19 protein-coding genes are annotated in these 19,799 nt (G+C 58.2%); 8 read left to right on the top strand and 11 right to left on the bottom strand.

The annotated features are described in order from the left end of the window. The first annotated feature begins 17 nt into the window (after positions 1-17). The 6 genes from rpmG to mutM all read left to right on the top strand — a co-directional run bounded on the left by rpmG (position 18) and on the right by mutM (position 6,369). Positions 18-185 (top strand): 50S ribosomal protein L33, encoded by a 168-nt coding sequence (gene rpmG / locus ABLU50_RS23700; RefSeq protein WP_002922510.1) that lies wholly within the window; start codon positions 18-20, stop codon positions 183-185. A gap of 206 nt (positions 186-391) precedes the next feature. Then, positions 392-1,069: a VWA domain-containing protein gene (locus ABLU50_RS23695; RefSeq protein WP_023319335.1), complete on the top strand. Its 678-nt coding sequence runs from the start codon at positions 392-394 to the stop codon at positions 1,067-1,069. Between the two features lie 34 nt (positions 1,070-1,103). Further along, entirely contained in the window at positions 1,104-1,799 is a 696-nt protein-coding gene (locus tag ABLU50_RS23690; RefSeq protein ID WP_227665611.1) for a PP2C family serine/threonine-protein phosphatase, read from the top strand. Next, complete coding sequence (locus tag ABLU50_RS23685) at positions 1,789-3,162, top strand: DNA-binding protein (RefSeq protein WP_087832328.1); 1,374 nt, start codon at positions 1,789-1,791, stop codon at positions 3,160-3,162. Before ABLU50_RS23690 ends, ABLU50_RS23685 begins: the two co-directional genes overlap by 11 nt. Continuing rightward, a complete protein-coding gene (locus ABLU50_RS23680; protein WP_087832329.1) occupies positions 3,163-5,496 on the top strand; it encodes a TonB family protein in 2,334 nt (777 codons plus the stop codon). 63 nt (positions 5,497-5,559) lie between these two features. After that, on the top strand, positions 5,560-6,369 hold the full coding sequence (gene mutM / locus ABLU50_RS23675; protein ID WP_087832330.1) for a bifunctional DNA-formamidopyrimidine glycosylase/DNA-(apurinic or apyrimidinic site) lyase: 810 nt from the start codon (positions 5,560-5,562) through the stop codon (positions 6,367-6,369). A gap of 182 nt (positions 6,370-6,551) precedes the next feature. Here mutM and coaD read toward each other — a convergent pair whose 3' ends face one another. From coaD to rfaQ, 7 genes are all read right to left on the bottom strand, one after another. Continuing rightward, positions 6,552-7,031 (bottom strand): pantetheine-phosphate adenylyltransferase, encoded by a 480-nt coding sequence (gene coaD / locus ABLU50_RS23670; RefSeq protein WP_004205067.1) that lies wholly within the window; start codon positions 7,029-7,031, stop codon positions 6,552-6,554. Beyond that, positions 7,028-7,804 carry a glycosyltransferase family 2 protein gene (locus ABLU50_RS23665; protein WP_023319330.1) on the bottom strand — a complete coding sequence of 259 codons (777 nt, stop codon included), beginning with the start codon at positions 7,802-7,804 and terminating at the stop codon, positions 7,028-7,030. Before ABLU50_RS23665 ends, coaD begins: the two co-directional genes overlap by 4 nt. After that, positions 7,804-9,078 carry a lipid IV(A) 3-deoxy-D-manno-octulosonic acid transferase gene (gene waaA / locus ABLU50_RS23660; RefSeq protein ID WP_004205065.1) on the bottom strand — a complete coding sequence of 425 codons (1,275 nt, stop codon included), beginning with the start codon at positions 9,076-9,078 and terminating at the stop codon, positions 7,804-7,806. The genes ABLU50_RS23665 and waaA overlap by 1 nt, the downstream gene beginning before the upstream one ends. Before the next feature lie 91 nt (positions 9,079-9,169). Then, complete coding sequence (locus ABLU50_RS23655; RefSeq protein ID WP_004205064.1) at positions 9,170-10,159, bottom strand: glycosyltransferase; 990 nt, start codon at positions 10,157-10,159, stop codon at positions 9,170-9,172. Positions 10,160-10,188: 29 nt separating this feature from the next. After that, positions 10,189-11,283, bottom strand: coding sequence for a glycosyltransferase (locus ABLU50_RS23650; RefSeq protein ID WP_049092426.1), 1,095 nt, complete (start codon positions 11,281-11,283; stop codon positions 10,189-10,191). A 2-nt stretch (positions 11,284-11,285) separates the two neighbouring features. Next, a complete protein-coding gene (locus ABLU50_RS23645) occupies positions 11,286-12,413 on the bottom strand; it encodes a glycosyltransferase family 4 protein (RefSeq protein WP_060656571.1) in 1,128 nt (375 codons plus the stop codon). After that, on the bottom strand, positions 12,410-13,486 hold the full coding sequence (gene rfaQ / locus ABLU50_RS23640; RefSeq protein WP_017900048.1) for a putative lipopolysaccharide heptosyltransferase III: 1,077 nt from the start codon (positions 13,484-13,486) through the stop codon (positions 12,410-12,412). Before rfaQ ends, ABLU50_RS23645 begins: the two co-directional genes overlap by 4 nt. Before the next feature lie 111 nt (positions 13,487-13,597). Between rfaQ and ABLU50_RS23635 the strand changes: the two genes are divergently transcribed. Together ABLU50_RS23635 and ABLU50_RS23630 are read left to right on the top strand one after the other, a co-directional pair. Beyond that, positions 13,598-14,560, top strand: a complete 963-nt coding sequence (locus ABLU50_RS23635; RefSeq protein WP_012540311.1) for a polysaccharide deacetylase family protein — start codon at positions 13,598-13,600, stop codon at positions 14,558-14,560. 18 nt (positions 14,561-14,578) lie between these two features. After that, entirely contained in the window at positions 14,579-15,658 is a 1,080-nt protein-coding gene (locus ABLU50_RS23630; protein ID WP_004205059.1) for a glycosyltransferase family 9 protein, read from the top strand. 44 nt (positions 15,659-15,702) lie between these two features. On the opposite strand, the gene ABLU50_RS23625 is transcribed toward ABLU50_RS23630, so the two are convergent. From ABLU50_RS23625 to rfaF, 4 genes are read right to left on the bottom strand one after another with little or no spacing between them, the layout of a single operon-like run. After that, positions 15,703-16,872 (bottom strand): O-antigen ligase family protein, encoded by a 1,170-nt coding sequence (locus ABLU50_RS23625; RefSeq protein ID WP_023319327.1) that lies wholly within the window; start codon positions 16,870-16,872, stop codon positions 15,703-15,705. Beyond that, positions 16,850-17,758: a glycosyl transferase gene (locus tag ABLU50_RS23620; RefSeq protein ID WP_023319326.1), complete on the bottom strand. Its 909-nt coding sequence runs from the start codon at positions 17,756-17,758 to the stop codon at positions 16,850-16,852. The genes ABLU50_RS23625 and ABLU50_RS23620 overlap by 23 nt, the downstream gene beginning before the upstream one ends. Then, complete coding sequence (rfaC, locus tag ABLU50_RS23615) at positions 17,758-18,729, bottom strand: lipopolysaccharide heptosyltransferase RfaC (RefSeq protein ID WP_004205056.1); 972 nt, start codon at positions 18,727-18,729, stop codon at positions 17,758-17,760. Before rfaC ends, ABLU50_RS23620 begins: the two co-directional genes overlap by 1 nt. Before the next feature lie 3 nt (positions 18,730-18,732). Then, complete coding sequence (rfaF, locus tag ABLU50_RS23610; RefSeq protein ID WP_057212698.1) at positions 18,733-19,791, bottom strand: ADP-heptose--LPS heptosyltransferase RfaF; 1,059 nt, start codon at positions 19,789-19,791, stop codon at positions 18,733-18,735. Positions 19,792-19,799 lie beyond the last annotated feature (8 nt).

Genomic DNA, 19,799 nt, shown 5'->3' with positions numbered 1-19,799 from the left:
CTTAGAGGAAATAAATCATGGCTAAAGGTATTCGTGAGAAAATCAAGCTGGTTTCTTCCGCTGGTACTGGTCACTTCTACACCACCACGAAGAACAAACGTACCAAACCGGAAAAAATGGAACTGAAAAAGTACGATCCGGTTGTACGTCAGCACGTTATCTACAAAGAAGCTAAAATTAAATAATTTTCGCCTCCTTGTAATAAAAACCCCGCCCAGGCGGGGTTTTTTTATTGCCTTTTTCTCGCTAAACATCTGCAAAACTAATTATATATCCCTCTCTTGATAGTCTCGTAATTACCAATTAACTATATGAATAAAAAGCTTTTTCTTGTCTTGCTTGTAGAGTCTGTCTATTCTTCCGGTACAGAAAACCAGCGACAGGGATTGTTATGGCCTCTTTTATTCCAGATGTTTCATTTATCGATAACAGCGAACAGCGTACCCCGTTAATTTTGGTCCTCGATTGCTCTGGTAGTATGCAGGGTCAGCCAATCGCGCAGTTGAACGAAGGGTTAAAGCTGCTGGAGGAAGAACTTAAGCAGGATGTCATCGCCGCGAAACGCGTTCGCCTGCTGGTGATTAAGTATGGCGGGTATGATGAATGTGAACTCTACGGTGATTGGTGTGATGCGATGGACTTCACCGCTCCGGTGCTTGAGGCCAATGGCCTGACGCCCACCGGGCAGGCTGTTAGCCTGGCGCTGGACGAAATTGAAGCTGAAAAGCAGCGTCTGAAAGCGGCTGGCGTTCCCTATACCCGGCCGTGGCTGTTTTTAATGTCGGATGGCGAGCCCACGGACAACTGGCAGGCGGCTGCGCAGAAGTGTCGTGATGCGCAGGCGGCAAACAAAGTCGCTGTGTTTCCGATTAGCGTAGGAGACGACGCGACGGAGTCGATGGAACAGTTCAGTCGCAGCGGCAGGAACGGTGTGAAGCAGTTGAAGGGATTGCAGTTCCGCGAGCTATTCCTCTGGCTCAGCGCCAGTATGCAGGTGGTGTCGCAGTCGACACCGGGCGGTAAAGCACAGCTGCCGCCGACGGATAGCTGGTCAGAAATTTCGGTCTGACACCATGAACTGGCGCGTATACGCAGCGTCGGTCATGGGGAGCAGCCACCGACACAATCAACTTCCCTGCCAGGATGCCTTTTGCTACCGCAATTTGGGCAATCGGCTGGTCGCCGTGGTGTGTGATGGGGCGGGCTCTGCCGCGTATAGCGAGCAGGGCGCGGCCATGGTCGCGCATGAGCTGGCTAGTCGACTGGCGACATTCATCACTACACCGGATGAAAAGCAGCTGGTGGCGCTGGTCGGGAGCGTGCGTGAGACTGTTCTATTACAGGCGCAGGCACAGGATATTTCTCCGGGCGATTTTGCCTGTACCGTTCTGGCCGCGTGGCTGGGCGAGACTGCCTCTGTGATAGTACATATTGGCGATGGCGCTGCGGCGTTAAGTCTGGATGCCGAACAGCACATCTCCCTGCCTGAAAACGGCGAATACGCTAACCAGACCTGGTTCCTGACCAGCGACGACTGGCGGGAGCATTTACATATCAGCCCGTTTTCTGGCAGAGCCACGCGGTTGGTGATGATGACTGACGGCGTACAGCCGTTCGCACTCAATCGGCGTGGGGATGCGCTGTTCTCTCCGTTTATCGATCCGGTTTTGCGTTATCTACAGCATTCTTCGGAGGCAGAGGGAAGCGAAGCGCTACGCGCCACGCTGGATGACCCGCGCACCTGGGCGATAACCGGTGATGACAAGACGCTTCTGGTAGCCCTGCGTCATGAACCATAAAAAACAGCCAGTCTGCTATACAGAACAGCGTCGCGCCGTACGTCTGGGGAAACTGATCAAAAGCGGTGGTGCGGGTAGCGTTTATTTCCTGGCGGATGACCCTTCCCGCGTTGCCAAACTTTACCATCCACACACCGATACCGCTTACTATCAGCGCAAGCTCAGCGCCATGTTGGCGCAGCGGCCCGAGATCCCTGCCCCCGCAGAAGATGCGACGATTGTCCAGCTGGCGTGGCCCGACTATTTGCTCTACGACGAGCGCAAGCGCGTTGTGGGCTTTGTTATGCCGGTTCTGGACACCCAGCGCACCATTGAGCTGGAGTATATTTTACAGGCGCGGCAGGCGAAGGCGCACCATCTGCCGGAAGGCATCGGCGCGAAAGTGAGCCTGGCTTGCAACCTTGCAACCCTGGTCTCTACGCTGCATGCGCGACAGCACCGGGTTATCGATATGAAGCCGGTCAATCTGCGTTTCTATCGCGACAGCCTGTATATCGCGCTGCTGGACTGCGATGGCTTTAGCATCCAGGGCGAGGGAGAGCGTTTCCCCGCAGGGCAGTTTACGCCGGATTATCTGGCGCCGGAGTTTCAGCGTATTGGGCAGGTACCCGGTGAGCAAGAGGAGGCGCAGGACCGCTTTTCGCTGGCGGTGATTATTTTCCAGCTACTCAATCACGGAATTCATCCCTTCAGCGGTCGCTCGATATCGGCGAAGGTGCCTGATGATTTACCCGGTCGTATCGCTGCTGGTTGTTACGCCTACGGTATCAATGCGGCAAAAAGTAGTGTTCCGGTGCCGGGCAGTACTCACCATTTGTTGCCGGTTGAGCTGCGTAAGCTGTTCGATCGCGCATTTAGCGACTCGGCCGCCCGACGTCCCTCCGCCGATGAGTGGGCGCAGGAGCTGCGTCCTTATGCGCTACGCAGCACGCAAAAAATTATTCTTTGTCATCAAAAACACCAGCATTTCGCCGGGATGCCGTGTCTGGTCTGCGCGCGGAAAAAACAAGTTGTTGCGGGAATCAAACAGGCAAAGCAGCGTAAGCAAGCGGAAACCGTTCGCCCGCGGGTTGCGCCGGTAATGCGGCAGCCTCGCAGGGCGCCAGCCGCTGCCGTACCTCGTCAACCCACCGGGCCGGGGCAGTTAACCCTGTTGTGGCGCAGTATTCGCAGCAGCGTTCCTTCGTTTGCCTGGCATGGCGCGCTGGCGCTGATGAGTACGCTGATTATGGGGGGGCTGGCGCGCAGTTTTGCCCGGCTCAACGGCTCTGGTCCAGCATGGTTTGATATTGCGGCGTTACTGATTATTTTTATCTGGGTGGCGGCGATGATTCTCCGGTCCATTGTTCGGAGTAAGCCATAAATGACGCTGAAATTAAGATATCTCATTCTCTTTTTCGCGTTGCTGATGGCTTTTGTTGCGCCGGATTTAGTCTCCTTGCTGTGGTCCGCGCCATTTCGCTTAATGGATACCCTGCCGCTGTTACCTGCCGCGCTCAATGATCCCCAGCGTTTATATCTCTATGGCCTGTGGTTGGGAGGAACGATCTATTTTTCCGCCCTGATATGGGTGGCGGTTACCCGACGCAATAAAGGCTATCTGATTGTTGCTGTGGCGCAGCTGGTTTTTGTTATTGGCATTACCTTATGCAAGGTGCCTTTTGGCGAACAAAACCAGCGGCGCTGGCAGAGTATGAATCAGCTGGAAACGCCCGCCTGGAGCGATTTTCTCTATGACCGCGATGCCCGTTTTATTCAGATAGTGCTGCGTGGGGGGCCGTTGGATCAGCACAAGATCACCGAGCAATTTCTCGCCCAGAAAAAAACGCTGTGGGCGCTGCCGCTTGGCTGGAATGAAGAAGATGCCGCCGCCGCGGATGCGCTCTGGCTGCAGGCGTTGGGCTATCGTGAACGGGAAGCGAATGCGTTACCCAAAATCATGGACTATCTGGCCTGGATGCCGGACCGGGGCGATCTGACGTTGGCCACGGCCGTCCTGACGCTGACGAGCGAGGCGGATAAATCGCAGGCGGAAACGGCCTTTCGTCGGGCCATCGCCATTGCGCCGGAAAACCCGGATGCCTGGCTGGGCTGGGCAGTCGCGCTGATCCAGTCCCGCGATGATGAGCGGGTGCGAAAATCGCAGTTTCAGCCGTTCACAAAGAGTATTACGACCGGGTTGTTGATGGCGGAGGGCCTGAAGGAGAGCCCGCGGCAGCCTGCGCTTCAGCAAAGGCTGGCAGCATACATCGCGCAAATGCCGGTGGAAGATCGGCAAATCCTGCAAATTCTGCGGGCCAGAATGCAGACCCGCTCCTGTGATTTGCCACTGGATAAGTATGCAACGGAACAGGGTGAAGCGAGCAAGGTGCTGCCTTTGGCAAAATCAATCGTGTTTAAAACCGCTCCCGTGCGTAGCGTCAGCCCGATTAACGAACGCTTTCCCGGACACGTTAGTATTGATACGGAGCGGTATGGCCTCAGAAAAGAGAGTTTGCAGGCGATGCTGTATCCGGCGATACATAAATATATCAAGACAGCGACAACCATACTCTCGCTGGATACCGACGCCAGCGGCGAGTTGTTAAACGTGGTCGTTGAGTGCAGCAGCGGCGTTCCCGAGTTCGACCAGGCGGCGCTGCACTATGCGCAGGAGTGGCGTTTTGGTTCTCACCGGCAGGGAAAACGCGTGTTGATGCCGGTGAGCTTTATCAGCGATCGCGTACCGCCGGAAGAATACTATGGGGAGATGGAGGCGCGGGCGATGCGCATTTCCCGGCTGGCCGCTCGCCATAATAAAACGGGGATGGAAAGCACCCGCCAGGAGATGATCGCGCGATTTACGCGAATGAAAGCGCTGTTTCCGCAACAGAGACTGAGCGCGAAAGAGGCGCATCAGTTACAGCTTATCTACCTCAAAAAGCGGGATAAAACGACCAAAGGCAGAATGGAAAGCTTTACTGAAATGACGGAGGCGATGGAAGCCCTGGTGGATACGCATCCGTACTACGCGCCGCTACTCAAAGATCTGGCGTTCAGAAAAAGTTACGCCTCCTTTGAGGAGAAGAGGGCAGCATGGTCGCAGCTGCTGGCGCTGGCGCCAGAGGATCCGCAGGTGTGGATGGCCTGGGGGAGCGTGTGGGCCGATCGCGATCCAGAGCTGTACATGGGCGCGATGATCGCTTCCATGCTGCTACAGCCGCTCACCGAGGATACCGAGCAGAAAATAGCGAATATCAAAACGAAGCTCCTGATGCGGGTTGGCATGGGGCCACGTAAGGCGATTCTTTCGGCAAAGGTCTACGCCGACTATGGCGATATCCTTGGGGAGAGAGCTAAAGGGGAAGATACGGCGAAGGCCGCGGCGATCTTACCCGCCAGTCAAAAACTGGATCGTCAGGAAACCGTCGCCCCCCTGGATCCAGCGCAGCGCATGACGGTTGATATCGATCGTGATGAGGTGTTGAATGCTGCTCTCTTCAACGTGGAGTGGAGAGCGCCGCAGCGGCCGGACGAACGGCGGGCGGAACTGACCATTGATATCGATGACACTGGCATGCCGACGCTGGTACTCATCAGCAAAAGCAGCGAAGTGGAACAGTATGATGCGCAGGCGGTCAATATGCTGTGGCGCTGGAAATTTAAACCGCAGCCTGATGGCAGGCGGATGACCGTTGGCGTGAATTTTCTCCACTAATCGCGTCGCTGCCTCCTGAACGAGGTAAAATGGTGACGCCTGCCTATGTAGATGAGGAAAATCATGCCTGAATTACCAGAGGTGGAAACCAGCCGTCGCGGCATTGAGCCGCACCTGGTTGGCGCCACCATTCTGCACGCCGTCGTGCGCAACGGACGGTTGCGCTGGCCGGTTTCCGAAGAGATTTATCGCCTGAGCGACGTTCCGGTGCTCAGCGTGCGACGTCGCGCCAAATATTTGCTTCTGAAACTCCCGGACGGCTGGATCATCGTCCATCTTGGGATGTCGGGGAGCCTGCGCATCCTGAGCGAAGAGCTGCCTGCGGAAAAACACGATCACGTTGATCTGGTTATGAGTAACGGTAAAGTCCTGCGCTATACCGATCCGCGCCGCTTTGGCGCCTGGCTATGGACCAAAGAGCTGGAAGGCCACCCGGTGCTGGCGCATCTGGGGCCGGAACCGCTAAGCGATGCCTTCAACGCCGACTATCTCCAGCAGAAATGCGCGAAGAAGAAAACCGCGATCAAACCCTGGCTGATGGATAACAAGCTGGTGGTGGGCGTCGGCAATATCTACGCCAGTGAATCGCTGTTCTCCGCCGGGATCCACCCTGACAGGCTGGCGTCCTCGCTGTCGCGGGACGAGTGCGAGCAGTTGGTGAAGGTGATTAAGCTGGTCCTGCTGCGCTCGATAGAGCAGGGCGGCACCACGCTGAAGGACTTCCTGCAAAGCGATGGCAAGCCCGGTTATTTTGCCCAGGAGCTACAGGTCTATGGCCGCAAGGGCGAACCCTGCCGGATCTGCGGCACGCCGGTCGTCGGGACCAAGCATGCCCAGCGGGCGACCTTTTATTGCCGCCAGTGTCAGAAATAGTCACCGGAACAGGAATGATTGTCGGCCAGGTCAGCGAAACTGCGGGTGCGCATCTGGCGGACCCGGGGCGTTTGTAGGCCAGGTAAGCGCAGCGCCACCTGGCATCAAGACAGAGACAGAGCCGGTGTGGATGGCCCAGCAGCGCAGCGCCAGCCCGCGTGGCTCACGCCCCAGCAGATGCGTTACTTCAGCTTATTCAACAGCGCCTGGTGGACGTTGGCTGGCAGGAAATGAGAGACATCGCCCTGGTGGCGCGCGACTTCCTTCACCAGCGAAGAGGAGATAAACGACCACTCTTTGCACGGCATCAGGAACACGCTCTCAAGGGTGGGCATCAGATGGCGATTCATATGGGCCAGCTGCATCTCATACTCGAAATCCGCCACCGCCCGCAGGCCGCGGATAAGGATGTTGGCCTGCTGCGCGCGCGCGAAGCTGGCCATCAGGTCGCTGAAGCCGACCACCTGAACGTTCACCAGGTGGGCCGTCGCCTGCTCCGCCAGCGCAATGCGTTCATCAAGGCTGAACATCGGCTTTTTGCTCGGGCTGGCGGCAATAGCCAGCACCACTTTATCGAACATGCTCGCCGCGCGGGTGACAATATCGATATGGCCATTGGTGATGGGATCGAAGGTACCCGGATAGATCGCTTTTGTGCTCATGATGACTCTTTCTCCGAGTAGCCGTGGCTCAGCGCCCACAGCTCGGTATATTTTGTAAACGTATACTGCGCGTTGACCATCGCCAGTAACCAGCCCTGCTTACCGTCCAGCACCCCACCGCGCAGCAGCAGCGTTTTCAGGAACGCCCCCAGCGTATGGCTGAATATCCCCGCCATCGAGGTCTTCTTGCCCTTCTGATGGCGTTCCAGCGCCCACGCGGCGGCATACGCCAGCTGTTTTTGCTGGAAGCCAGCGAAGTCGCGGCACGTCAGATGCAGGAGATCGCCGGTCAACGGAATGACCTCGGCGCCCAGGCTATCCAGCGATTCATGGACCAGATTATCGTTATAGCGGTAACGGGCGCGTTCGTACAGGCGCAGGACGCGATCGGGGTACCAACCGCTGTGGCGCATAAAGCGTCCGAGAAAATAGTTACGCCGGGCGATGCTGTAGATGGCGCCGCGCTGCGGGGCTTCCAGTACCTTAAGAATAGCCTGCCTGAGTTCTGGCGTGACGCGCTCATCGGTATCGATCATCAACACCCAGTCGCCGGTGGCGTAGTCCTGCGCGCGCTGGCGCTGAATGCCATAGCCTCGCCAGTCGGTATGGGTATAGACCTGCGCCCCGAGGCGGCGAGCCAGCTCGACGGTGCTGTCAGTACTACCGGAGTCGAGGACGATAATTTCATCCGCCCAGCTAACGGAGTCCAGACAATCCGGCAGCAGGTCCGCTGCGTTTTTGGCGATCATCACCACGGAAAGCCGGTTAGACATTAATGACTCCGCTGCGGCAGGTAAGGTTGCAGTAACTGTAGCAGACGCGACAGCGCGCCCTGGTTCTGGTGCAGCACTTCCACCGCGTGACGGCCATACCACAGGCGGTAGTCTTCATCGGTCAGGAGCGTGGAAACCTCTTTGACCAGCGAGTTCGCGTCGGTGACAGTGATCAGGCCATCGTCCTGCTGCAGCTTGGCGCAGATATCTTTGAAATTGAAGGTATGCGGCCCCATCAGCACCGGAATGGCGTGCGCCGCCGGCTCGAGCGGGTTATGGCCTCCGCGCTCCACCAGGCTGCCGCCGACGAAAGCGAGGTCGGCAATGCCGTAGAGCAGCATCAGTTCGCCCATGGTATCGCCAATGACCACCTGGGTACTGGAGGAGGGGATCTCGCCGGTGCTGCGCAGAGTGAAGCTCATTCCGGCTTTTTGCACCATGTCGCGGGCGTCAGGGAAGCGCTCCGGATGGCGGGGAACAAGGATCAGCAGCAGGTTCGGAAAGGTCTCCAGCAGCTTTTTATGCGCCTGGAGGATAATTTGCTCTTCGCCATCGTGGGTGCTGGTGGCAATCCAGACTTTGCGGTGCGGCGCCCATTGCCGACGCAGCGTCACCGCGCGCGCCGCCAGCTCTGGCGTAACGGAGATATCGAATTTCAGGCTGCCGGTGACCGCCAGCTGATTGCGCTTCAGTCCCAGCGCGAGGAAGCGGTTGCCATCTTCTTCATTCTGCGCGGCGATAAGCGTAATACGGCTCAACAGGCGGCGCATAAAGCCGCCCAGTTTGGCATAGCCTTTGGCGGAACGTTCGGACAGGCGGGCGTTGGCAATCACCAGCGGGATCTTACGCTTATGCAGCGCGGCCACCATGTTCGGCCACAGCTCGGTCTCCATGACGATCACCAGCTTCGGCTGAACGGTGTCCAGGAAGCGGTTCATAGCGCCGGGCAGATCGTAGGGCAGATAGACGTGATGGACATCTTTGCCGAAGGCCGACATGGCGCGCTCGGAGCCGGTCGGCGTCATGGTGGTGACGGTGATCGGCAGAGAAGGGTAGCGGTGGCGCAGGGCGCGAACCAGCGGAATGGCGGCTAAGGTCTCGCCGACGGAAACGGAGTGCAGCAGAATGCCATCCGGCTCTACCTTGTTCTGACAGAAGCCATAGCGTTCCGCCCAGCGTTTACGGTAGGCAGGAGCCTTACGACTGCGCAGCAGCAGCCGCAGCCACACCAGCGGCTGAATAAGGTAAAGTAGGGTGGTATAAAGCAATTCCAAACTATTTATCCGTTCTCTGTTTTGGCGGGCAAATTCTAAGCATTTAGCCCGCGTAAAGCTATCTCTTTGGCGGAAACAGCGGGTTTTTGGTCTATCCCGCGTGGCGATAACGCTTAATACGCAGATAACGGCGTCCCAGGCGCCAGCGTAAACGGAAAGTACAGGCGTTTTTCCAGATTAACCGCCAGATACCGCGGTCGAAGAATTCTTTAATAATAACATGCTTTTTCGACTCATCTTTCATGCTGTCGAAGGTGTGGATGATCCCCAGGCCTTCTTTGGCGATCTGCCAGCGACAGGCGGCGATATGGCGCACTTTATCCGGGTAACGCTGGTTGATCGCCTCCAGCATCTCCAGAATTTTCATGTAATGGCGCGCCGAACGCATCAGCGTGTCGTCGTTGTCCGGCTTATGCGATACCGACTCAGAATGGATGTAGTAATCATAGAATTGCTGACTGGTGTACTGCACGCGCTCTGCGGCCAGCAGCGCCTCGGTGGTCCACGGGATATCCTGATGGCGCAGGCCGGGCTCGAAATGGAAGTGATGCTGGCGGATAAAATCGTGGCGATAGATATTGAGCCAGGTGACGTGCAGAAATTTCCGCGAGTCCAGGGCCTGCTTGAGCCAGACATGGCCCGGCAACACGCCGGTCGAGGGCAAGCGATCCAGCGGGAAGATCGGGTGGCTCTCGCGGCGCTTTTCGTACACGTAGGTGCCGTTGCAGGTGGCGACATCGAGATGTGCTTTCTCGGCCATTTCCAGCAGCGTGCGATACATGCCCGGATAGAGTTTATCGTCGATGTCCGGAAACGCGAGGTACTTGCCGCTGGCGGCGGCGAGGCCGGTATTACGCGCGACCGAGACGCCCTGGTTTTCCTGCTCCAGCACCTGGACGTTCTGCAGCCGATCCCGCCATTCGGCGATCACCGCCAGGCTGTTGTCCGTCGACCCATCGTTCACCAGGATCAGTTCATAGCTGTCCAGCTGCTGCTGTTCAATGCACTCAAAGAATTGCGCAAGAAATTTCTCACCGTTGTAGACGGCAGCCACGATGCTCAGTAAAGGCGTTTGACTCATAAATCTTCGATCCTGGTTAACTAACGGCGTCAGGTGCGCTGCAGCTGACGGTACTGCTGACAAATGGACACGACGCTGAATTTTTCCAGCGCGGCATCGTCGATGGCCGGCGGGTTATGGTAAATGCTTTGCATCGTCTGAGCCAGCGCCGGACTGGTGAGATCCGCCAGACCCCGGGCAAGTTCGCCGGTCAGGATCTCGGTGACGCCGCCGGGACAGCGGGTGCTGGCGACCGGGGTATGTAACAGCAGCGCCTCCACTACCACATTGCCGAATCCTTCGCTATCCGAGCTCAAAACCAGCATCCGCGCGCCTTTGATCCACGGTAAGGGGTTTTTCTGAAAACCCTTGAACCACACCCGGTCTTCAATCTCAAGCGTTTTGGCCAGCTGGCGCAGGCGTTGCTCTTGCTCCGGTTTCCCCTGTCCTAACAGCACCAGCGGCGCGTCAATGCCGCTTTGCGCGTAGGCTTCGAGCAGGCGGTCGTGACGTTTGCCGGGATGGAAGCGGCCGACGTGAATCAGGTAGTCGCCGTCCGGGCGCTCGCTGTCGGCTTCCGCTCCTGCGCGCAGGGCGGCGATATCGAAGGGGTTATAGATGGTTTTCAGCTGCGCCGGGCGCAGGGCGAAGGCTTCCACCAGATCGCGCCCGACGGCGTCGGAAACCGCCACCACGTTGCGCCCCTGGTAAATCCGCTTAATTTTCTGCTGCTTCATCCAGCGGTCAAAGCCGGTACGGTGACCAAGATAAGAGGCCGAGAAGACGCCGTGCAGGCAGAACCAGACGTTGCGCTCGCGCAGCGCCCGGCTGCGGGCGACGATGCGGTCAGTTTTGTGCAGGTTGGAGAGCACAAGGTCAAATTGTCCCTGCTGCTCGGCCCGGATGATCGCGGCGTCCAGCTGGCGGGCGCGGCGGGACAGCTCGGTTAGCTTGCGCCAGGGTTTGCGGCAGCGATCGGCCACCACCTGGTAGTCGAGCCCCTCGGGCAAGGGGTACTCGCAGACGTCGCGTAGCGAAATGAGTGATACCCGATCGCCGTCGCGCAGGAACTGTGCCGCCAGGGTCAGGACCACTTTTTCCGCGCCGCCGCCGGGCAATCCATCAATCACAAATAAGATGCGCATCGTTATTTCACCAGATCCTGATAAAGGGAAAGCAGCTGGGTGGAGAGGCGCCCGCTGGTGCAGGCCATGATGCGCTCGCGGGCGCGGTCGCCTTCCACGGAGCCCAGCGCGCGGGCGGGCAGGGCCATCACCGCCTGCTGCAGCGCCGGGATATCCAGGGCGTCGCAGACGTAACCGTTGTGGCCGTTGACGATAAACTCCGCCCCGCCGCAGCCGGTGGTGGTGATCACCGGCAGACCGCAGGCCATTGCCTCGAGGATGACGTTGGGGAACGGATCGTAGAGGGTGGGCAGCAGCAGGCCATCGGCCATCTGATAGAACGGCAGCGTTTCCGACTGCATGCCGAAGAAGCGCACCCGCGCTTCGCAGTTCAGGCTCTTCGCCAGCGCCTGGTAACGTGGCTGATCCTTATCTTTGCCAACCACCAGCAGATAGCGATCGGTCGGGGCGATGGCGCGGATCGCCGCCGCCAGCCCTTTACGCTCAAAGCCGGAGCCGACGTAAATCAGGCAGGTTGCCTGCAGCGGCAACTGCCATTTGGCGCGTAAGGCGGCAAATGTGTCTTCGCCCGGCGGCAGGAAGCGCTGGTTATCAATGGCGTTATAGATAACGTGGATCTTATCCGCCGGCAGGCCAAAGTCTTCGATGATCTCGCGCTTGATCATCTCGGCGTTGCAGATCACCCCGCGCAGATGCGGGTCTTCGTACATCTCGCGCTCCGCCTGCATGACGTAGCGGTGGTAACGGTCGGCAAACAACAGGCGGCTTTTCCAGGCCGGTAAAATGCGCGAGCGCTGTTGCAGCCAGCGGCGATGAACGCCGTCGCCGGCGCGGTAGAGATCGCAGCCGGGAATACGCTCATGGCTCTGCACCAGGTCGAAGGACTCGCGCTGCCAGAGCGCCCGCGCGGCGTTGGCAAACCCACGCTCGCGGCTGATGCGCCCCCATTTGCGCGGATTACAGATATGGATCTGCCAGTCGGGCTTCACCGGTCCCTGCCATTCGCGGGTGATGACGTTTAACTGCAGATGACTGCTGTCGAGGGCTTCCAGCGCGCGGGAGACAAACCGTTCTGCGCCGCCGTCCGGGCGGTACTTCTGCCGCACCAGAGCCAGCCTGAATTTACTCATGCCAGTACCTTTTTCGCCGCCGCGATCACGGCGTCGGTAGGAATTAAATCGAGATAACGTTCGTCGGTGTTGGTGTTGATGGCGTCCGGGTCGGGCAGCGGTCCGAAGTCGCCGGCCCAGATCACCTCGCCTTTCGCCTGCCACGGACGCCAGAAGGTCAGCTTCGAGGGGCCGAACAGGGCGACCAGCGGGGTGCCGAGAGCCGCTGCCATATGCATCGGCACCGAGTCGACGCCGATAAACAGCCGGGCGTGATCGATCACCGCCGCCAGCTGGCGCAGCGTTAACTGACCGGCTAAAGAGTGCAGCCGCGCCTGCGGGCAGCCGGCGATGATGGTCTCCACCATCTGCTTCTCTCTGTCGTCGGGGCCGGAGGTGAGCACCACCGCGTACCCTTCGGCGGACAGCGCGTTGATCAGCGCGCTCATCCGATCTTCGCGCCAGCATTTAAAGAACCAACGCGACGTTGGCTGGATGACGATGTAGTTATCCCGGAAGTCCTCCGGCAGCAGGGCGCGGCTGGTGGCCCAGTCTGCTTCGCTGTAACCCATCCGCGCCGGCGCGTCGTTCAACTGGATACCGAGCGGAGCGAGGATAGAGAGATTCTGCTGTACCGTATGCAGCTGATTATGCTGTTGGGTGGCGGCCAGCGCGGTGTGGCAATAGCGCCAGAACGGGTGGCGACGCTTCGGAAAATCAAAGCCGATCCGCGTCGCGGCGCCGGTCAGTTTGCTGATAATCGCGCTCGGCCACTGGTCGGCAAGGTTAAGCACCATATCGTATCGCTGCTGGCGCAGCGTCTGAATGAGCTGCCATTGCATCTTCAACTGATGCTTTTTCCCCTGCTTTTTCCAGCGGCGGTCGAGACCATAAATTTGGTGAATATCGGGGTTGGCGGCGAGCATATCCCGGGTCTCTTCATACAGCAGGACATCCACGCAGGCGGCGGGGTACTGCTGTTTCAGCGCGTGAATAAGCGGGGTGATCAGCAGCATGTCGCCATGATGGCGCAGCTTAATGACCAGGATCCGCGCCGGGTTCAAGGGGCTGCGGGAGAGGGTTTCAGGCGTCATACTCTGTTCTTCATCCAGGATAAGGGTTCCGATTCTAGGGGATCAGACAGATTGAGAGAAGCGTTGTATTGCTCTACCATGACCCGATACGTATGGCCTGAGGACGTTTTCGTGCACAATCCCGCATTTCTCATCACGATTGATACAGAGGGCGATAACCTCTGGCAAAAACATGACAGCATCACCACCGAGAATGCGCGTTATCTCCCGCGTTTTCAGCAACTTTGCGAAAAGTATGGCTTTAAACCGGTCTATTTGACCAACTATGAAATGGCCATCGACCCCTTTTATATCGAATTCGCCAGAGACGTGATTGCCCGCGGCACCGCGGAAGTCGGTATGCATTTGCATGCCTGGAACAGCCCGCCGACCGAGCCGCTAACCGCCGACGACTGGCGGCATAAGCCTTATCTCATTGAATACAGCGATGCCATGATGCGTGAAAAGGTCGACTATATGACGCATCTGCTGGAGGACACCTTCCAGACCAAAATGGTTAGCCATCGCGCCGGGCGCTGGGCCTTTGACGAGCGCTATGCGCGTCTGCTGGTGGAGCACGGTTATCAGGTGGATTGCTCGGTGACCCCGCGGGTGAACTGGAAGACCGCCAAGGGGGCGCCGCAGGGCGATGGCGGGACCGATTATCGCCGCTTCCCGCAGCATGCCTATTTTCTCGATGAAAATGACATCAGCCGCGAAGGCCACTCGCCGCTGCTGGAAGTGCCGATGAGCATTCAGTACAAGCACTCCGCGTGGATGAACAGCGTGAAGCAGGGCTACGACCGCCTGCGCGGCAAAGTGCGTTCCCCCTCCGTACACTGGCTGCGTCCGATGGGCGGCAACGTGGAGACGATGAAAAAAGTCGTCGAACAAACGTTGACGCAGGGCAATGACTACGTGGAATATATGCTCCACTCTTCAGAGTATATGCCCGGCGGCAGCCCCACGTTCCAGAATGAACGGGATATTGAGCGTTTATACGCTGACCTTGAAGCCTTTTTTAGCTGGCTGGCGCCGCAGGTGAAGGGCATGACGTTGGCAGAATATTACCAGCGGAAAATCACACAGCGCTAACACAGCTCAAGGTACCGTATGCGTATCCTTAAACAATTGACGCGGAAAAAGAACGCTTTTTTCCGCGGTATTAAATTTAATTTAATTAACTATCGATACAGAAATAAGCCGGCGCGCAAACCCTTCGACCCGGCCCCTGTGCGCCGCGTGCTGCTATTGCGCCTGGACGATAAAGTCGGCGATATGGTGGTGACCACCGGCTGCGCCAGAATACTGGCCGAACGGGGATATCAGGTTTCGGTGTTAACCGGACCAATATGCTGCGAAATATTAGCCGGCTCAGAATTCATCGAGCAAGTATATTTATATCGACCACGCATGTCCTTAAATACGTTACGGGCGGCGGGTTTTGATGCGGTTATCGATTTTGATGACGTGACCAGCTATGAACGTTTTAAATTACTCGCCGATTTACGGGCGACCAGCGTGATTGGGTTTAATAAAGAGCCCTATAAACTTTACGATCATTCGATCGCTTTTTTTGACAGCAACAGCCATATTTCCCAGCGCTATAAACAGGTGGTGAAGCTTTTTGGCGTCGTTGACGACCACCCGTATCACTACCATCTCCCCGGCTGCCGCCATGAGCGGGAGAAGGTGGCGCGCTTGCTTTCCCAGGCCGGAGAGGTCGCACTGCGCATCGCCATTAACCCTTTTACCGCCTCCGAAGATAAAGACTTCTGTCGTCATCAGGTGGCGACCCTGGTCGAGCGGCTACATGCTCTGCCTTACCGGGTCTGTATCGTGATGGTGGGGCGCAGTGAGAAGATTCAGCAGCTGGGGCTGGATATGGCGCTGTACATCGCCGACAGCACCATCAACTCCGCCGTGGAGGTGATCCGCAGCTGTGATTTAGTCATTACGCCGGACACCTCGATCGTGCATATCGCCCGCGCCTTCGATAAACCGATGGTGGCGGTCTATAACAAACGTAAACTCAAGGATACCGGGCTGCCCGGCTATCATATTTGGGCGCCGGGCTATGACAAAGCGAGGCAGATCGTCTGTGAAGAAGCGAATGTCGCCGATGTGGCGATTGAGTCGGTGTGGCCGGTGATTAAAGAGCAGGCCGACCGGCTGGTCGCCGCCCGCAGTTAATATAAAAGTGACTATAAAAAAGGGCCGTCAGCGGCCCTTTTTTGTTAACGCTTTTCCGCTAGCCCTTTGCTGAGCGCAATGCCCAGCGGCAGCCAGAACAGCACCCAGGTCTCCCGGGGGTTGCTGATGATAAACATCCCCTGCGAGGCCATAAACACCAGAGCGTAAAACAGGATCGCCAGACTGTAGCGGCTGTCGGAGCGGCGCTTGCGCCACGCCTGCCAGAGTCCGCAGGCAATGACCGCCAGCAGCAGCAGTAAACCCACGATGCCGCCTTTCAGCAGCGCGCCCATATATACGCTGTGGGTGGTGGTGATGTGTTCGCCGCTGTAGTTGATGAAATCCAGTTCATAGCTGAAACCGCGTCCCAGCCAGGGCTGGCTGGCCATCTCCGACAGCGTATGGTGCCAGATACTCAGACGCAGCCCGCTTTGGGTGCCCAGCTCTTCGAAACGGGCGAGCAGCATGTCGCCCACCGGCGTCATGACCAAAAGCAGAGCCACCAGCACGGCCAGCGCCGCGGCGATCAGCAGGTTGCGGCGGGTGAAGACGTGCAGGTGCAGCGTACAGCCGACCGCCAGCACCAGGGCGATGAGCGGCCCGCGGCTTTGGGTCAGCAGCATCATCACCAGCATGATGGCCACCGGCAGATAGAGCCAGTGGCTGGCTTTTTCTTTCAGTAGCATGCCGCAGATTAAGATGCCGATGCCGCAGTATCCGGCAAGGTCGATAACGTTTGTTGGCCCGGGGTTCTCGGGGGAGACCGCTCGTTCGGTGAGGACCAGCGTGTGGTCGAACATCAGCGTCCACAGCGAGAGCACGGTGATCCCGCCAACCACCGCCAGCATGGCCAGGCGGCGGGTTCGTTCGTCGCTGAGCAGCATCGCCATCAGCAACAGATAGCCCGTCAGATACACACCGTGGGTGATCGGCGAATCAATATGCTGCGGCGTATGGCCCCACAGGTTACTGAGGGCGTAATAGATAAAGAAGGCCGCGAGCAGCGTCCAGGTCTGCCACTGCTCGCGTAACACGCCGGCCAGCGCCTGGCGGTTTTCCTGGCGTACCAGCGACAGCAACAGCAGCAGGATCGATAAATGCAGCAGATTATTGGTCCGGGTGGACATACAAAAAATCGCGCTAAAAAATAAAAACAAAGGAAAGACAATCGAGTAACCCTGTCGGGCGAAGTTACTCACTTTTAAAGTACTCATTAAACGCAACCTTTTCGAAAATAGTATCCGGTACAGCGCTTTCTGGGGAAAAATTAATCACCCGGATCTGGCGTTGCTGCAGTACCTGCGCGGCATGCGCAAAGGAGGGCATGACGAGGGTATCCACTTTTGTTGCCAGGTAAGAAGGCAATTTTTCTTGTTGTGTTTCGTAGAATCGCGGCTGGTTAAAATTGGTCATATCCAGGCCGCTCACCAGGATAGTATTGAAGCCCAGCCAGGCGAGAACTTGCAGCGCCCAGTAGACCACCGTACCGGCATCAAAGACGCCCTGGCGAATATCGGTGCTAAAACAGATATCCGGGCGCTGGGGATGAAAGCACATCGCCGGATTCTGCTGGTAAGTGCGCTTTATCGCTTCGCTGGCGACTTTCGGCTGGTAAATCTTATAGCAACCGTCCTCAATCAACGCCAAACGGCAGCGCAGCGCGTCCGCATAGCGATCGACGATTTTGGCGATCCCATGCATGGTGGTGAACAGCAGAATGTCCGGTTGGCTGACGATAGCGCGGATAATGTCCGGCTTCTTATCGAAAAACTCCATGTCGACGATGGTATAGAGCGAAAAGTGCAGGCGGTCGGCAAGATGCCAGGCGCCATTGACGCCCATCACTGGGATCGTTTTCGACAACAGGGAAAAATCGATATTGCGGGTCGAAGGACCGGTGGCGGTCAGCAGGACTTCACCCTGCATGCTGTTTTTCAGCGCGCTCAGGCTGACCAGCGGCACCGTTTTCCCTTTATAGCGCAACGCGCTGATTTCGCCGCTCGGCGCGCGGGTGATGCGGGTAAAAGGCCACAGATTTTCATTGTGACGATAAGCGCGAGGGCGGGTGTAGCGATAGATCTGCTTAAACAGAGATCCCATCAGAGCAGCCCCTGATTGTGCAGAAGAAGATGAACCCGGCTGGCGGTAATATCGCCGGTGCTGGCGCTGTTTTCCGGCCGCACGATGTGCTGGTTTTTACCGTATCCGCCAATCAGCCCCGGATCGGTCGGGCCGTAAAGCGTGAAGTTCGGTTTATCCAGCGCGGCGGTCAGATGACTGAGACCGGTATCGACCGAGACGACGGCCCGGGCGCTGGCCAGAACCTGCGCTACCTGCTCAAGGCTCATGCGCGGCAGCACTTCAACATACTCCCGGCCTTCCGCCAGCCGCTTCGCCCGCGCCTCTTCGTGCGGGGCGCCCCACGGCAGCTTAATGCGGACGCCACTGTCGGCCAGCAGATCGAGCAGCTCCTGCCAGCGGTTTTCCGGCCAGTGCTTATCGTCGCGGGTGGTGGCGTGCAGGAACACCAGATAGGGGGCGGCAGCGCTAGCCTCGTGCTGCAGGAAATGGCGCGCAATGGCGTAATCCCCCTGGGTTTGGGGTTTCGCGTAGCCGAGACTTTTGGCGAACAGCTCGCGGGTACGCTCCACGGCGTGCTGCTGTTTCGCAATGTGGTGGCGGCGGTTGTAAAACAGGCTGGCCAGCGGCTCGCGGGCCGTTTGCCAGTCCATACCATGCTTGACGCCGTGCGCCAGGCGGGTGACCAGCGCAGCGCTTTTCACCAGCCCCTGGGCGTCGATGATGGCGTCATACTTTACCGCCTGGACGGCCTCGCGAAAGGCTTTACGCTCCGCTTTGATCGGCGCGGAGAACCAGGCTTTACGCCAGCGGCGGATCGCCACCGGGATCACCCGCTCGACGCTTTCATGCCAGGAGGGGATCTGCGCGAAGCCTTCTTCCACTACCCAGTCGAAGCGGATGCCGGGGATAGCCTGCGCGGCGTCGGTCAGCGCGGGCAGCGTGTGCAGCACGTCGCCCATCGATGAGGTTTTTACAATCAATACCCGCATCCGCTACGCTTCCTCGTGCCCGGTTTTATCCGTCAACAATTCATTCAGCTCTTGCAGGACGCGCTCTGGCGTAATGTCGATCAGGCTCTGATGATAGCCTTCGGCGGCATCGCCTTTGCGCACTTTGTGGTAGCCGGTAATCAGGCGGATCACGCGCGCTTTATGCGACAGCGGCGGGGTAAAGTCCGGACTGCTCGGGCCATACAGCGCCACCAGCGGGCGGTCCAGCGCCGCGGCGACGTGCATCAGCCCCGAATCGTTAGTCACCACCGCTTTACAGGCGGCAATCAGGATCACCGCCTGCTCCAGCTGGGTTTCACCCGCCAGATTCCGGCACCAGGCCTGCTGCTCGCTGCTGAGGGCGGCGATGATCTCTTTGCCGGCCTCGTTATCTTTTGCCGAGCCAAATAGCGCAATCTGATAACCATCGTCGATGAGCTTTTTCGCCAGCGCAGCATAGTGATAGTGCGGCCAGCGTTTTGCCGGGCCGAACTCCGCGCCGGGGCAGAAGCCGATGATCGGCCGATCGTTGGACAGGTTAAAGGCGCTGCAGGCCTGCGACTTTTCCCCTTCGTTGACCTGTAGCTGCGGCCACAGCAGCGGCTGCGGCAGATCTTTGGCGCAGCGCATCACGCCGTTGTCGTAGGCCAGCGCCACGTAGCGTTCCACCATCAGCGGCCAGGCGTCTTTGTCCAGCACCCGGGCGTCGTTGAGCAGGCCGTAGCGCATCTCGCCGCGCCAGCCGGTGCGCAGCGGGATGTTGGCAAAGAAGGGGACTAATGCCGATTTAAACGAGTTCGGCAGCACATAAGCGCGATCGTAGCGACGCTCGCGCAGGCTGTGCCCGAGCTTGCGGCGTTCGCCGATAGCCAGCGCGCCGTGGCCCAGCGGCATCGGGATCGCTTCGTTCACTTCCGGCATGCGCGATAACAACGGACGGCACCAGGCAGGCGCCATCACATCGATAATCGCCTGGGGATAGCGCGCCCTGAGCGTACGATAAAGACTTTGCGACATCATCATGTCGCCCACCCAAGACGGGCCTACCACCAGAATTTTCATGTTATCTC

This window comes from Klebsiella sp. GG_Kp173, assembly GCF_040062415.1.
Classification (GTDB): domain Bacteria; phylum Pseudomonadota; class Gammaproteobacteria; order Enterobacterales; family Enterobacteriaceae; genus Klebsiella; species Klebsiella quasipneumoniae.
This window is presented reverse-complemented; position numbering and strand designations above follow the sequence as displayed.